General features: G+C 44.2%; 14 protein-coding genes, 1 tRNA gene and 1 pseudogene. 4 read left to right on the top strand and 12 right to left on the bottom strand.

Annotation, left to right across the window (positions count from 1 at the left end):
• Nucleotides 1-49 precede the first annotated feature (49 nt).
• On the top strand, nucleotides 50-382 hold the full coding sequence (locus DW182_RS19985; protein ID WP_005646002.1) for a helix-turn-helix domain-containing protein: 333 nt from the start codon (nucleotides 50-52) through the stop codon (nucleotides 380-382).
• Nucleotides 383-424: 42 nt separating this feature from the next.
• Here DW182_RS19985 and DW182_RS19980 read toward each other — a convergent pair whose 3' ends face one another.
• The 6 genes from DW182_RS19980 to DW182_RS19955 form a co-directional block, all read right to left on the bottom strand.
• A complete protein-coding gene (locus tag DW182_RS19980; protein ID WP_118296593.1) occupies nucleotides 425-1,150 on the bottom strand; it encodes a hypothetical protein in 726 nt (241 codons plus the stop codon).
• A 4-nt stretch (nucleotides 1,151-1,154) separates the two neighbouring features.
• Entirely contained in the window at nucleotides 1,155-2,078 is a 924-nt protein-coding gene (locus DW182_RS19975; RefSeq protein ID WP_118296592.1) for a relaxase/mobilization nuclease domain-containing protein, read from the bottom strand.
• The gene (mobC, locus tag DW182_RS19970) at nucleotides 2,044-2,427 is read right to left on the bottom strand and encodes a MobC family plasmid mobilization relaxosome protein (protein ID WP_118217038.1); all 384 of its coding nucleotides are present in this window, start codon (nucleotides 2,425-2,427) and stop codon (nucleotides 2,044-2,046) included. Before mobC ends, DW182_RS19975 begins: the two co-directional genes overlap by 35 nt.
• 157 nt (nucleotides 2,428-2,584) lie before the next feature.
• Nucleotides 2,585-3,565, bottom strand: a complete 981-nt coding sequence (locus DW182_RS19965) for a toprim domain-containing protein (RefSeq protein ID WP_199678631.1) — start codon at nucleotides 3,563-3,565, stop codon at nucleotides 2,585-2,587.
• Nucleotides 3,566-3,948: 383 nt separating this feature from the next.
• A complete protein-coding gene (locus tag DW182_RS19960) occupies nucleotides 3,949-5,181 on the bottom strand; it encodes a VapE domain-containing protein (protein ID WP_118217036.1) in 1,233 nt (410 codons plus the stop codon).
• Nucleotides 5,162-5,470, bottom strand: a complete 309-nt coding sequence (locus DW182_RS19955) for a helix-turn-helix domain-containing protein (protein WP_118217035.1) — start codon at nucleotides 5,468-5,470, stop codon at nucleotides 5,162-5,164. Before DW182_RS19955 ends, DW182_RS19960 begins: the two co-directional genes overlap by 20 nt.
• A 336-nt stretch (nucleotides 5,471-5,806) precedes the next feature.
• On the opposite strand from DW182_RS19955, the gene DW182_RS19950 reads away from it, so the two are divergent.
• The 3 genes and pseudogenes from DW182_RS19950 to DW182_RS19940 form a co-directional block, all read left to right on the top strand.
• Nucleotides 5,807-6,094, top strand: a complete 288-nt coding sequence (locus DW182_RS19950) for a helix-turn-helix domain-containing protein (protein WP_118217034.1) — start codon at nucleotides 5,807-5,809, stop codon at nucleotides 6,092-6,094.
• A 4-nt stretch (nucleotides 6,095-6,098) separates the two neighbouring features.
• On the top strand, nucleotides 6,099-6,380 hold the full coding sequence (locus tag DW182_RS19945) for a helix-turn-helix domain-containing protein (protein ID WP_118217033.1): 282 nt from the start codon (nucleotides 6,099-6,101) through the stop codon (nucleotides 6,378-6,380).
• 248 nt (nucleotides 6,381-6,628) lie between these two features.
• Nucleotides 6,629-7,993 (top strand): annotated as a pseudogene (locus DW182_RS19940) (SEFIR domain-containing protein); the annotation flags it as partial.
• Nucleotides 7,994-8,033: 40 nt separating this feature from the next.
• Here the strand turns inward: DW182_RS19940 and DW182_RS19935 are convergent.
• The 6 genes from DW182_RS19935 to sppA form a co-directional block, all read right to left on the bottom strand.
• Complete coding sequence (locus DW182_RS19935; RefSeq protein WP_118217032.1) at nucleotides 8,034-9,251, bottom strand: site-specific integrase; 1,218 nt, start codon at nucleotides 9,249-9,251, stop codon at nucleotides 8,034-8,036.
• Between the two features lie 252 nt (nucleotides 9,252-9,503).
• Nucleotides 9,504-9,576: transfer RNA gene (locus tag DW182_RS19930), tRNA-Phe, on the bottom strand.
• Between the two features lie 147 nt (nucleotides 9,577-9,723).
• On the bottom strand, nucleotides 9,724-10,776 hold the full coding sequence (thiL, locus tag DW182_RS19925) for a thiamine-phosphate kinase (RefSeq protein WP_117694514.1): 1,053 nt from the start codon (nucleotides 10,774-10,776) through the stop codon (nucleotides 9,724-9,726).
• A 2-nt stretch (nucleotides 10,777-10,778) separates the two neighbouring features.
• Complete coding sequence (locus DW182_RS19920; RefSeq protein WP_118296590.1) at nucleotides 10,779-11,588, bottom strand: purine-nucleoside phosphorylase; 810 nt, start codon at nucleotides 11,586-11,588, stop codon at nucleotides 10,779-10,781.
• Nucleotides 11,545-12,648, bottom strand: a complete 1,104-nt coding sequence (gene lpxK / locus DW182_RS19915) for a tetraacyldisaccharide 4'-kinase (RefSeq protein WP_118296589.1) — start codon at nucleotides 12,646-12,648, stop codon at nucleotides 11,545-11,547. Before lpxK ends, DW182_RS19920 begins: the two co-directional genes overlap by 44 nt.
• A 12-nt stretch (nucleotides 12,649-12,660) precedes the next feature.
• The gene (gene sppA / locus DW182_RS19910; protein WP_118296588.1) at nucleotides 12,661-14,430 is read right to left on the bottom strand and encodes a signal peptide peptidase SppA; all 1,770 of its coding nucleotides are present in this window, start codon (nucleotides 14,428-14,430) and stop codon (nucleotides 12,661-12,663) included.
• Nucleotides 14,431-15,039: the final 609 nt, after the last annotated feature.

Below are 15,039 nucleotides of genomic sequence, written 5' to 3'. Positions count from 1 at the left end.
ATCAATCGATTGACAGACCATAATGTATAATCAGAAAAATGAAGCAATCATGTATATAGAGAATGACGATTTCAGCGTATGGATGCAGAAGCTGTACGCCAAACTGGAAGAACTCTGCAAGGATGTACGGGTACTGCGCAATGCCGACAGGGTGCTGCCCGAAGATGACAACCTGCTGGATAATCAGGACTTGTGCCTGCTGTTCAAAGTAAGTATCAAGACCCTGCAACGCTACCGGGCTATCGGTGCGCTGCCGTACTTCACAATCAGCGGAAAAGTGTACTACAAGGCTTCCGATGTCCGGGAGTTCATCAAAGAACGGTTCAGCGTCACCACGCTACGCCAGTTCGAGAAAGAACACTGCACGAAGAAAAAGAAGTGAATTAGAAAGCCGGGGCGGTTCTGCTCCGGCTTCGCTTTGGGTTTATGGTTTGCCCAGCTTGTCGGCTTGCTCCTTTAGCTTGTCGGCTTGCTCGTTTAACATCCTTGCCCGTTCCAACGCTTCCGCCTGTTTCCTGCTGCGGTATTCAAAGCCTTTCACCGAATCGGTCAGGCTTCGGATGAAATCGTTGTCCCGTTCCCGGCTGAACTTCGTTTCCAGCAAATCAAGGCTGCTGCCGTCTGCCTTTCCTTTCATCAGGATATAGCGGTATCTTATATCGTTGTCCTGTAACCGCTGCATTCTTTGTATAAAACGTACATTCAACACAAGCGACACAAGACAAATGATTATCCCTGCTGAAAGAAGAAAGAACTTGGGTTTCAAATAGGGAGTTACCCGGTATGTCAGTTTGCCGTACCATGAAACGGGCGTTATTTCTCCGGCTGGTGTATCATCAGCCGGGAACAACACCTTTAACCGCTCCTTGAAATATCGGTGCGAGGTCACGATAAGCCCCTTTATATCTTCAAGGTCTTGTTTTTGTTTCTCGGACTGCCCTTTTCTGATATTGCCGATTTGGTTTAGAATCTCCTGCACCGTATTTTCAGTAATGCCGGATTTGCCCTGCATTTCCGAAATGCGCTGTTCGATAACGTCCAGTCGGTTAATCGTTTCCTCCCGGCTGGCTGGCGTTACCTGCTTCTCCTGCTGTTCTTTCAGTTCCGTGACCATGGAGAGAAGCCCCTCCAAAATTAAGTTATTTTCCATGTCCCTATAATTTTAAGTGTCGTTTCTTTTTCTTCTTTTTTCTTTCACCGGGATTGTCGGGCGTTTCATCAGCCGGAGAGGACGGGGCGGAGAACAGACCACCCAAGCCTGCCAGTAACGGACTGTCGGCTTTGCCCGGTGTCTGCGCTGGTTCCTGAACAGGTGCGGAAACCGTCTGTCGGTTGCTTCCGGCAGTGTTCAGCCCCACATCCCCGAAGCATTTATCCAGCTTGGAGAAACAGAAACTGCGGTCTATCTCCGAACCCTTGAACGTGTATCCGCCTTTGGAAAAGGATATGCCCTGCACTTCGCCAGTCTGTCCCCTGTACTTGAAATGAATCCCGATACCCTTTTCTGCCAGCCGGGTTTGTAACTGCCGCCAGTTCCTTGATTTCCCGATTTCATCCTTTACGGCATTGTAAATCTCGTATTTGGATTTGTCCGGCTCTCTCAAACTGTGCTGCTTTACATGCTCCTTGCCTTTAGCGAAATAAAGCCCGTGTTTGGCTTTCAGCTTCTTGCATACCTGCTCGTTGCGGTACATGTCGTTCCTGTCCGAAATGGTCTTGCCGTTGTTGTCTATGCGGTTGAACACGATATGCACGTGCGGATGTTCCCGGTCTTGGTGGCGCACGATGATGTACTGCGTATCGATGATTTTCATTTCACGCATGTACTCCTGCGCAAGCTGTACCATTTTCCCGTCTGTCAGCTTGGGTGCGTCCACCGGGGAATAGCTTAGCGCAATATGTCCGACAGGCTTTTTCAGGTCGGGGTTCATCCCGGCTTGCAGAATGAAACTGCGTATGATGTCCCGGTTGCTTTCCGCTAACACCCCCTCCGCATGAAGCAAAGCTGCCTGTTCCTTGCCGAGTACATAGTTCACGCAGCCTTTAAATCCGCTTCCCTTTTTTATTTTTCCAATCATCCGACAGTTGGTTTATGATTTCGACAATCCTGTTCTTGAGTTTCACCAGTTCCACCGCTACCAGTGCGAAACCTCCGGCATTCGCCCGGTGCGCCAACTGGTTGATGTTGTTGGCTTCGCCCGCCAGCCTGCGGATAGTGTCCGCATCCTGCCTGTTCAGCCGGGGCGTTACCTCTGCCGAAACGACCGCCTGCCGGACGTACTCGCTGACGTGCAGCCCGGCTTCGGTGGCTCGCTTCCTGATTGCGTAGAACTGTAACTCGGTCAACTTCGTGCTGACTACCCGGTTCTGCTTGTCTATCCGGCTTTTTGCCGGGCGACCTCCCGGTTTGTTCCTTATCCCTGTCATACGTTTTTGCTTTTAGGTGGTGTCTTAAAAAATTGCGACCAACGGGAGAAATTTTCTTTGCTGCCAAGCAAAGCAAGGTGTTTCGGTCTACCGAAACATAACCTTGCTCTCCCTAATCACACCGCCTGCCGTCGGTTCATGCCGCCAGCCTTGCAGGTCACATCCTTAGCCCTCTCTTTCTTTTTTCACCCGGATTTTGTCTGTTATCATGCTCCGGCTGGGGCTTGTCGGTAACTGTCAAATCTTGGGATTGCTTCACTTTAAGGCTACGCAGATAGTCGTTCAGGTCATTGTGACCGCTGTACAGGTGTGATGCGTCACGTACACGCCATTTGTATTCCTGCCTTATGGCTTCAACCGCTTTCCTGCCTGCCTCGTCATTGTCAAGCATACAGTGTATATGCCCGTAACCAGCCAGCGGATATAAGGCTTTATCTACGTTGGCGGTGGAGTTCAGGATAACGTAGTCCTGCCAGTCGGTACAGGGCATACCCGGGCTTTCCCGCTGCCGGATAGTTAGGAATGAAAGATAGTCCATAAAGCCCTCGAACACGAAACAGGTATCTCTCGGCTCTCCCTTTTGCTTTATGTGGGTGATGTCTTTCGATGTGCTGCCCTTGAAACAGGGATTGCGAAGCTCGTAACCTCCTGAATCATTCCTGAACGCCAGCGCAAAATAAGGCTTCCCACCGATGCGGTAATACATTTCCTGCACGTATGGGACTGCCGTTCCGGGGGAAATCCCCCTTTCCTGCAAGTAGCGCATGAGTGCCGGATTCTGTAACGGCTGGATTCTGCGTATTTCTATCGGGCTGGCTGCTTGCCTTTTCGTGTCCCTTTCGGGCAGGTCTTTCCCGTGAAAGGAAAAAGAGGCGGTGTTGCCCTGTTCTAGTCGGCAGATAGCGCCGTAGGCGTTGCACTGGTGCTGCTTCATCACAAGGTCGATGAGCGTCCCGCCCTCGCCAGTTCCGTAGTCACACCATAGATTGGCGTTATAATCCACCTTGAAACTCGGCGTGTTGTCCTCCCGTAAGGGGCTGCGGTACATCCCGTAGCTTCCCTTTTCCGTGACGGGCTGGATTCCCAAAGAGTTCAGGTAATCCTTGATACTGATATTGTTGGCTTCCTTATAGATCATAATCTTTATTTTTTTATTTAACGATAGTAATAATGAAGCAAGAAGCGAGTAAGAAGAAGCACGGGACACTACTACATCTATCTTTTTCTTTTTCAACGGATTGTAGTACATGTAGTAACATAGTAATTATTTATCCTTTAAAAAAGGAATAAATATATTCTATATATTAGACATTATATCGAATAAGGTTTTAGGATACTGATAATCATAAGCCCTGTTCCTTATTCTGTATAAACTCTATTATATTGCCGTTTTTTCTTTTTCCCGGATTTTCCAAAAGTTTGGGATTCTATCTTACTTCATACTACATAATTGGTAAACTGTTGTTTATTAGATTATTATATGTGTATCAGACAATATGTAGAAGCTACTACATTCCGGTTCTACCCGTAATCATCCCCTGTACGGGAAGCCGGAACGGGCTTTATCCTGTACCCATATACCGGATAATGGTTGTTGTTGATGCGCTTCTGTACCCGCTTGAAACCGATTTTCCGCAATGATTCGCCCAGCCTTTTTTCGGATAACTGGACGGGGGATATATTACGCAGGTATGCGAGTACCTGTGCCGTTGTCATGAAGAACAGGGCTTCTTCCCCCTCTGTCGGCTTCTCAAAGTATTGTGTCAGCATCTCAAACTCGATTGTCTGTACCTCAAATTCCGCATTTGTCAGGTGCAGTTCTTCAATCTCCGCATCATTGAACCAGTAGCGCACGCCCTGACGGTACAGGTACATGATTTCGGAATAGACGTTATCCATGCGGATGCTTTCTGCCGTGGGCTTGTCTATGCGCAGCACCTCGAACGGCAAAAAACGCCTGCTGCCTGTCGGGTCGGTCAGGAACTCGTTGCCGTTCACCGAAGCCATGAAGCTGGCGAGGTGGGGGTATTCCTCTATGTAAACATCATACGGTCTGCGGTACTTTACCGCCGGGGTGGTGATAAGGTTCTTCAATGCGTTCTCGTTCTGCTTGTTGAGTTCCTTTAGCTGGTCGTCAATGTTGATGAACAGGTATTCGGCTATCAGTGTCAGGATGTCTTTGCCCTGCGGGTCTATCTTCCCGGTGAACAGGTAGTTCTTAAGCGGTGTCGGGCAAAGGTTGTCCAGCCACCACGATTTGAACTGCCCCTGCCTGTCCCCGGTCAGTACCAAACAAGTATGGTTCTGACACCCCGTGTCGTTCATCGCGTTGGCTACCACACCGATAAGCCATTTCGTGAAATATTCCTCCCATTTGCCGGGGTTGGCTACCTGTACCGTGTTCAGAAGCCTGCCGATATGCCCGTGTTCGGCAGGATTCAGTAAGGGCAGGGCGTTGAAGTATTCCCGTATGGGATGTACCTTTCTTGCGAAATCGCTTTCCAGTATGGTACGGATGTTCTCGGCAGAGGTGACAATACCAACGGTTGCGTCCAGCCTGCGCCTGAATGAGTTCAGAACGAATTTTGTAACGGGCTGGTACAAGCCCGAAGAACTTGCAGCCCGGTATTCCGTCCGGCTCTTTACGGTATTGAACCGGAAATCGTACAGGACGTTCAACAGGCTTTCGATGCGCTCGTTCTTTGACTGCCAGCCCTCGATATGCCGTGCATCATCACTTCTTTTCTTTTTCATCAGGAAGTCTGTTAGAAGCCGGGACATACTGCTGTTGCATCCACTTTTTGAGTTCCTCCATGTCGAAACGCAGGGTACGCCCACGCTTGACACACGGTATCATCCCCTTACTGGCTAAATGATACAGGTAGTTGACCGAATACCCGGTTATGCCACTGGCAACGGATATTTTGACTAACACAGGCTCTTTTCCGTCCTGCCGTTCTTCGGGCTGTGCGCTCGTGACCGGGGCAATCATCTTTTCGATGTTCTCCAGCCGCTTGAAAATTTCTTCGAAAGGATTGTTCATAGGTGCTTATTTTTTGAATTAGCACCACAAATAAAATAAGAAAAATCGGTAAAAAACAAAGCGTCAGCCGTTTGGAATCGCTTTGCTTCGCTCTGCACCAAATTAATGTCGGCAAATAGAAAACGTTTTTGTGTTCATTACCTTACTTATTTAGGGAGTGGAGAAAAAACAGGTTTTTTGTTATCGGTTCGTTTCTTTCGTGTTGTTGGGCTGGCAGTGGACATTCTCGGACACGCAAGGTTATTTGCGGACAGGAAGAAACAACCTGTCATTCAGCCTTATATATTTGCACCAGTGAAGAAAAACGGAGTATTGACAAGAATAAATATATCGGTTATGGAAATAGTGACGATTGAAAAGAAAACCTTTGAACTATGGAAACAGAGGTTTGAACATTTTGTGGGTCGTGTGGATGCTCTCTGCGTGCCTTTACGCAGGAAGCGTGACAAATGGCTGGATAACTGCGAGACTTGCCGTTTGCTGAATGTTTCAGCCCGGACGATGCAGACTTACCGTGATATGGGAAAACTGCCTTACTCGCAGATTAACGGCAAGATTTACTACAAGGCTTCGGACGTGGAAACATTTCTGCTCAACCAAGTAAGGGACAATTCTAAAAAGTAGGCGTATGGATTTGATAACGAAAGATTCCGAAACCACGCTGGTACTGTTTTCTTCCCTCGACAGGATATTGGAAAACGTGGAGTACGTGGTAATGAACTATCGCCCGGTATTGAACGGTGAACACTACCTAACGGGCGAGGAAGTGTGCAAGCGGCTTTGCATCAGCAAACGGACTTTGCAGGATTACAGGGACACGGGGCTGCTGGGCTACGTGCAGCTTCCGGGAAAAATCATCTACCGGGAAAGTGAGATTTTAGACTTGTTAGAAAGGCATTACAGAAAATGAAATCTTGCTTTCTTGAAATATAGCTATCTTGTTTGATTGATTGAAAGCTAACAATCACGGTTCCTTGAAAACTATGTTGTTGGCTTTGATTATTAATAATGATGTTTTTCAAAAGTTTGACCTCGTACTGCTTAATATGTTCAATTGAATTTGTATCTTTGCTTTCATTTAACTTTATAGTATTTATGGAAAATTCTATTAAATTATTTATTTCATATAGTTGGACTAACTAAGACCATGAAACTTGGGTTCTTAACCTCGCTAAAGAATTAGTAGAGAACGGAGTCCATGTCATAATTGATAAATGGGATTTGAAAGAGGGGCAAGATTCCTATTCTTTTATGGAAAAAATGGTTAGCGATACAGAGATTCAGAAAGTCTTAATTATTTCTGATAAGAAATATGCAGATAAGGCGAATGGAAGAGATGGGGGCGTTGGTACTGAAACACAAATAATTTCTGCTGAAGTTTATAAAAATAGACAACAAGAAAAATTTGTTGCTGCTGTCGTTGAACGAGATGAAACTGGTGAAGCTTATCTGCCAGTATATTACAAATCAAGAATCTATATAGATTTTTGTGAGCCAGAAAATTATGCAGATAGTTTTGAAAAATTACTTCGTTGGATATATGATAAACCTTTATACAAACGCCCTCCTATAGGGAAACAACCTGCATTTCTTAATGAAAGAGATGATATTGCTTTGGGAACCTCATTTCTATCTAAAAGGGTGCTATTGGGATTGAAAGAAGCAAAACCGTATGTAAATGGTGCAATTGAAGAGTATTTGGTTACCCTCTCAACAAATATTGAAGCTTTGAGAATAGATTGTAAACCGGAAGAATATGACGATAAGCTGATTGAAAAAATAGAAGCTTTTATACCTTATCGTAATGAATTTATTCAAATTTGCATTTCTGTTTGCCAATACTCTGATGATATAAAAATTGATAAATTCTATCATTTCTTTGAAAAATTGATACCTTATTTTAAAAAACATGGAACTGGTAGCTTTTATGAACATGAGTTTGATGTCTTCAAGTTTATAGCTTATGAACTGTTTTTGTACTATATTGCTATATTATTGAAATATGAAAAATTTATAGATTTGGATGAGTTTTTAGATAAACAATATATGGGAAGTGAAGATAGTTATGGCTATGATGTAGAGGGGTATTTGATATTTTATAATTATTTGGAGTCATTAGATTATAGAAATAAGCGGCTAAATTGCCGGAAATTGTCTTTGTTTGCAGATATAATAAAAGAAAGAGCAAAACATTTGAGTATTGACTTTTCTGATTTGATGCAAGCTGATTTTGTGCTTTTTTTGCGGGCGGAACATTTAATACACAATGATTGGAGAAGATGGTATCCTCAAACATTGATATATTCGGAATATAGAAGAAAGCCTATGGAAATTTTTTTTAGAGCGCAATCCAAGAAATATTTTGAAAAAATGAAATGTGTTATTGGTTTTGATGATGTACAAGAATTAAAATCTTTTATAGAAGAATATTATACGCAGAAAAGAGATATACCAAGGTGGCAACATTGCTCATTCAGTCCTAAAAGCTTGGCTAATAGTGATAATTTATGTTCAAAAAGATAAAAAGGAAGAGGACAAAAATAGTTCCTCTTCCTTGGAGTATTTAAAGTGCAAGCCGTTCCTCGACAGCTTGCATATCCCTAAGTATCGTTTGGTCTAATACCTTTGCATAGTGTTGTGTCATTCTCGTAGATGAATGCCCCAGCATTTTAGCCACGTTCGGCAGTGACACGTTGTTAGCCAGTGCGATAACCGATGCGAAACTGTGCCGGGCTGTGTGCGTGGTCAGGTTCTTTTTGATACCGCACAGGTCGGCAATCTCTTTCAGGTAGCTGTTCATCTTCTGATTGCAGGGAACGGGCAACAAAGTTCCTTTATCCATGCAGTAGGGGTTATCCTTATACTTCTCAAGTATCTGTTTGGGAATGCTCAAAAGTGGGATGTTACAAAGGTTGTTTGTCTTTTCACGGGGTTTCACTATCCACAGGTTGCCGTTGCTGTCCTCTGAAACGTGTTCGGGGCGCAGGTTATACACGTCTATGAATGCCAGCCCGGTATATACGCAGAAGATGAAAACATCCCGTACCAGTTCCAGCCGTTCAATCCTGAACTCTTTCTGCCATATCCGGTTTATCTCGGCTTGGCTTAGAAACTGTTTGTTTACCTCCACCTCGTGAAACTTGATTCCTGCAAACGGGTTCTTTGTGAGCCACTCGTTGGCAATGGCAAGGTTTATCACTTTCTTGAAGCATTTCATGTACCGGATAACAGTATTCTGTGCGCAATGCTTTTCTGTCTTTAGGTATAAGTCGAATTTGCGCACCAGTTCCCCGTTTACCTCACGCAGTAGCATATCATCTACCTTGTAGTCACGTTTAACCAGTTCCATGAGATATTTAAGACAATTATCGTAACGTCTTACGGTGATGTCGGCATAGTCCGTCCCGATTAGCTTCCGGCAGTTGTCGTTATGTTCCTTGAATACATTATACAATGTCTTGAACGTTTCGTCCTTTCCCTGATAGCGGTTCACTATGGCACGTGCGGAGATAATCTTTCCCTCCAGTTCCAAGTCTTGGTAAATCTGATAGAATTTCACACGCAGGGCGTCAATGTAATGGTTAAGTTCGACAGAATTTCGGTCTTTGCCTGTCGATTTCTCTTTTTCCTGCGACCAAAGTGGGACTTTTACGCTCCGTTTTAGTTGAAGTTCCACGTATAGGCGGTCATAAGTGACACGCACACGCACGGGTGCTTCCCCGTTTTTTAACAGTTTGCTACGCTTGATGAAGAACAACACGCTGAATCTTTTTCTTTCCATACGGCTCAATTTTTAATGATACAAAGTTAGGAAATCGAACCGAGAACCCTGTTATGTAAAATAGTGCAACGTGCTGTAAAAGAATGAAGTAAATACCTCGCAGTGGAACATTCCGGGCTTTTGAAAACAGTCCCTTGAATAAAGACGTATGGTTTGCTTCAATCCCACTAATTTTGCCTATTCTTGGAAAAGAAAAATCCCCGAACTTCTTTGAAATTCAGGGGATTTACATCGTTTTGCCTTCTTAAAAAGTGGTGCCACCAGGAATCGAACCGGGGACACAAGGATTTTCAGTCCTTTGCTCTACCAACTGAGCTATGGCACCATTGTTTCTCTTTTGCGGTTGCAAAGGTAGTGAAACTTTTGGACTGTGCAAGGGCTTTGGGGATAAAAAACGCTGATAATTGCCTATGTGGCTAAGTATCAGCGTTTATAATTTAATAAAAAAAGTGTTTTTTTATTCTTCTCCCTTTTATTCTTCTGCATTTTCGGTCGTTTCGTCTTTCAGTGGGTTCCATCCTTGGGCTTTTAACTCAAATTCCTGGCCGTCGCGGGTAATCAAAGCACAACCCAGTTCCGGTTTCGTGATATGACCGATCAGTTTCACACCCTCCATTTCAGAAATCCTTTCGTGGTCAGAGATGGGGACGGTGAATAGCAATTCATAATCCTCGCCACCGTTCAGTGCACATGTAGTCAGGTTCATGTTGAACTCCTCTGCCATGACAGCTGTCTGGTAGTCAATAGGAATATGCTCTTCGTAAACACGGCAACCTACTTTACTTTGCGTACAGATATGCAGCAATTCAGAAGATAAACCGTCCGAGATATCCATCATGGAAGTGGGCTGAATCCCTTCTTCCGCTAATTTCTTGATGATATCGCGACGTGCCTCCGGTTTTAGCTGACGTTCCAGAAGATATTCTTTTCCGGAGAAATCAGGCTGCACATCAGTCTTCCCTTTTAATGCCACCTTCTCTCGTTCCAATAGCTGTAAACCCATATATGCCGCACCCAAGTCACCGGTCACACAAACTAGATCAGTCTCTTTGGCACCATTCCGGTAGATAACCTTATCCTTATCTGCCTCACCAATACAAGTGATGCTGATTGCCAGTCCTGTAAGCGAGGAAGAAGTGTCACCACCTACGATATCCACATCGTACTCCTCACATGCCAGGCGGATACCTGCATATAGCTCCTCCATATCTTCTACGGAGAAGCGTTTGGAAAGAGCCAGGGAAACGGTTATCTGCTTCGGAGTACCGTTCATGGCATAGATGTCGGAGAAGTTCACGACAGCCGCCTTATAGCCTAAATGTTTCAGTGGGACATAAATCAAATCGAAATGCACACCTTCCATCAGCAAGTCGGTAGTAATCAAAACCTGCTTTTCGGTAGGATAGGAGAGTACGGCGGCATCGTCGCCTACACCGTACTTGCTCGATTCATTCTTCAGTTCAATGCCTTCGGTAAGGCGGCGGATAAGACCGAACTCACCGAGGCTTGATATTTCTGTTCTCATGATTACGCTCTGTTTATCAATTCTCTCATAATTTCCGTCATCTTTGGTTGTGCAGCATCGGCAGCTTTCTGTACTTCCTCGTGCGTTACTTCCACAATCTTACCTTCCACACCGAGGTCGGTAATCACGGAGATACCGAACACTTTGATGCCACAATGATTGGCAACAATCACTTCCGGCACTGTAGACATACCTACTGCATCCGCACCGAAGATATGGAATAATTTATATTCGGAAGGAGTTTCAAATGTCGGGCCTTGTGTACCGACATATACGCCATGTTGCACTTTAATTCCTTTTTCTGCTGCAATAGCATTCGCCTTACGGATCAGCTCTTTGTCATACGCCTCACTCATATCCGGGAAACGCGGGCCATACGGAATGTTCTTGCCACGCAACGGATGTTCTGGGAAGTAATTGATATGATCCGTAATAATCATCAGGTCGCCGATTTCAAAATCAGGATTCGTACCACCGCTGGCATTTGAAACGAACAGGGTTTTGATTCCCAGTTCACGCATTACACGTACGGGAAATGTTACTTCTTTCATCGAGTAACCCTCGTAGTAATGGAAGCGTCCCTGCATTGCCATGATATCTTTGTTGCCTAACTTTCCGAATATAAGTTTTCCGCTGTGTCCTTCTACCGTCGATACGGGGAAGTTCGGGATTTCCTCATATTTTATTTCATACTTCTCAGTGATTTCGGTGGCGAGACTGCCTAAACCGGTTCCGAGGATAATTGCTGTCTCTGGTTGTGTGTGCATTTTACCTTTTAGGTAAGCTGCTGTTTCTTGAATGAGCTCTAACATAGCCAATAATATTCTGGTTAAATATATGTTGTTGATTTTGTAAAAATTCTATCTCAATAGGCAAAACGTATAGATACGGTTTCAATGCTTCGGCCAATGCCAGATGATGTTGCAACCTTGTCGCATCCTTTTCTGTTGTGATTATCAGCTTCTTATCTCCTTCCAGACGCTCAAAGCGTTCTTTGATCATTTGCAGATCCTTGTTACTGAAATCATGGTGATCGTCAAACTGGCATATGTTCACATGCGGCGTATACGCTTCCAGTTTTTCTACCAAGGGTGCGGGCGAAGCGATTCCTGTAACCAGCAACACCCGTTCGTCTTTTTCTAGCGATGTGAGTGTTCTCCGCTTCTTGCCGAAAAGCGGTGTCAGTGCTCCATATCGGAATGAGGAGAAATAAAGTTGTTGGTATGGGTACAGTTTTAGCCTTTTCGTGATGATATTGAAATCTATTGGTTTGATATCTTCCGGACATTTGGTTACGATCACGATATGCGCCCGGTTTTTGCCATCTTCCGGTTCACGCAATCGTCCTGCCGGAAGCAGGGTGTCATCTGAGAACAACCTGTGAAAATCAGTCAGCAGTATATTCAGTCCGGCCTTTACATGCCGGTGCTGGTAAGCATCGTCCAGTAACACCACATCCACTTTGGGATTGTCCAACTTCATCAGTTGTTCGATACCATGACAACGATTCTCGTCTACAGCCACCCGGATATCCGGGAATTTGGTTTTTATCTGATATGGTTCGTCACCGATGCGCTTTACGTCTGTTTTCTCCGTAGCCAGCACATATCCCTTGCTTTTCCGTTTATAACCGCGGCTCAGCATGGCAACGTTCGCTCCTGTCTGTTGCAACAGCTTGATAAGATACTCCGTGTGTGGCGTCTTGCCTGTTCCGCCTACAGCGAGGTTTCCGACGCATACTACAGGTACGTCAAAACTCTTTGACTGGTAATATCCCCAGTCAAAGAGTTTATTTCTCAGGTATGCTCCTATCCCGTAAATCCACGAGACGGGGTATAGCCAATAGTGTATCTTAACCAGCGGTTCTTCCATCCACTCCTTTCTTTAATTGATGTTCAACTCGAACGGAACACGTGCTTGAATCTTATCGTAGTTCTCAAAGTTATTCAGCCAATCGAACTGATTGTAAAGTTCACCTACTTTGCCTTTCAGCATACGAGATTGGATATATCCACCCGGATTCGTATCCATCAGCGTTTCGAAGAAACTCTTCTTGCCGGGGTAAGACATTACGGTGTAAGCATCCAGTCCGGCTTTTCCAATAGCCATTTCCAATGCTTTGTCCAGCCCGCCCAGTTCGTCTACCAAGCCCAGTTCTTTGGCTTTGGCACCTGTCCACACACGACCTTCGGCAATCTTCTTGATTTCGTCTGTAGTCATGCCGCGACCTTCTGCGCAACGTTTCACGAACAGTTCATAACCCTCGTTCACCATATTTTGCATCAAGGCCTTTTCACCATCATTCAGTGCACGTCCCATCATTCCGAAGTCAGAATATGTATTTGTTTTCACAACGTCGAATGAAAGACCGATTTTGTCTGTCAGCCCTTTCACATTAGGAAACATGCCGAAGATACCGATGGAACCGGTCAGCGTGGTCGGGTCAGCTACGATGCTGTCTGCATTACAAGAAATATAATAACCACCTGATGCAGCATAGTCACCCATAGATACAATCACCGGTTTTTCTTTCTTCAACTCGGTTACTGCGTACCATATTTGTTCTGAACCGAAAGCACTACCACCCGGAGAATTCACGCGCAGTACTACCGCTTTCACGTCTTCGTCTTCTTTCAGTTTGCGCAAGTCGCGGATCACCTCATCTGAATAGATGTTGCTTTCGTTGTCTGTACGGGAACTTCCACTGTAGATGTCTCCGTAAGCATAATATACAGCAACAATATTTCCGCTTTTATCTTTGGGAACATTCTTTTTTACATTTATCATATCTTTCAAAGTCAGTACCGGCATATGGTCCTTTTTATCTATGCCTATCAGAGTTTTCAGATAGTTGCGTACATCATTCTTATATATCAAGGTATCTGCTAGTCCATATTCCACGCAGTCTTCTGCAGGATAGAACATCAGCATCTTGTCAGCAACTTCATTCAACTTTTCTTCGCTTACACTTCTTGATTCGGAGATGTCACTCAACATTTGTCCCCAAATGCCATCCAGGAATACAGCTACCTGTTCGCGGTTGGCCGGACTCATTTCAGTGGAGATAAATGGTTCTACAGCCGATTTATAAGTACCTACTTTGAATACCTGCATTTCCACGCCAATTTTAGACAGCAAGTCCTTGTAGAAAATCGGAGTAGAAGCCAGACCGTACCAGCCGATTGAACCTTGTGGATTCAGCATTATCTTGTCGGCTACACTTGCCAAGTAATACAGATGCTGTGAATATTGGTCACCGTAAGCTACTATAAATTTGCCGCTGTTTTTGAAGTCAGCCAATGCTTTGCGTATTTCTTCTATAGAAGCAAAACCTGCACCCATTGAACCGGCCTGCAGATAAATACCCTTTATGTTTTCGTTTTCCTTAGCCTTTTGAATGGACGATAAAATGTCATCTAAGCCATAAATGGTTTCATCTTCACTCAGGAACATGTCAAACGGATTGTCCTGACTGCGTTCAGAGAGCATACCTCTCATGTCGAGCATCATCACAGAGTTTTTGCGCACTTGTGTTTCAGACTCCGACGAAGACAGCATACTAAACAGTATTAAGATGCTGACGAAGAACAACACAACGCATGACACGATAATACCTGTGATGGTGGCAAGCGTAAATTTAAAAAAATCTTTCATTGTAGTTATTGTTTTTTGTATGCTAACTTATAAAAGCTAACAAAGATAAATAATTGAATTGATATTTACCCTATCTGTCGTAAAGTTTTTCATTTTGTCACACTGTCTCTTGAAAAATATTGTTGTCTTTATGTCGTTTGGAATTGGAAGTAGAGCAAATTATACGTATATCTTGCGAACATTTATGTTGTTTGCAGGAAATGAAAGGATTCTTAGGGAGGTTTTGGAAGAAGCACAATCATTCTACTATTTGCTTTTTATAAGTAAGCACAAATAATCGGTAGAATCCCTCTTTTCTTCTTAGTTCCTTTTTGCTTTCTGCTGTTTTCTTCCTCTTTTCATATCTTCCTCTTCTATCTTTCTTCTTTTCTTTTTTTTCTCTTCCTTCCAGTTTTCTCCTTGCTAAATATCTCTTTTCTCCGTATCAAATTCGGTTTAAACTATCAAAATTATCTCTTTAACCGAATTTGTACCGAGTTAACACCGAGTTTGTACCGAATTATCTTTGTATAGTCTCTGGCTGCAACAATGTTTGAATCTCCTTCGTATCCTTTTCTCCTGCCTCGCGCGTATGTATATATATAATGTGTACCCTTCCGTGCCCGTCCA

The sequence above is a fragment of the Bacteroides sp. AM16-24 genome (genome assembly GCF_003471885.1).
Lineage (GTDB): Bacteria > Bacteroidota > Bacteroidia > Bacteroidales > Bacteroidaceae > Bacteroides.
Note: the sequence above shows the minus strand (reverse complement) of the source record. Positions and strands in the feature narration are given on the sequence as shown.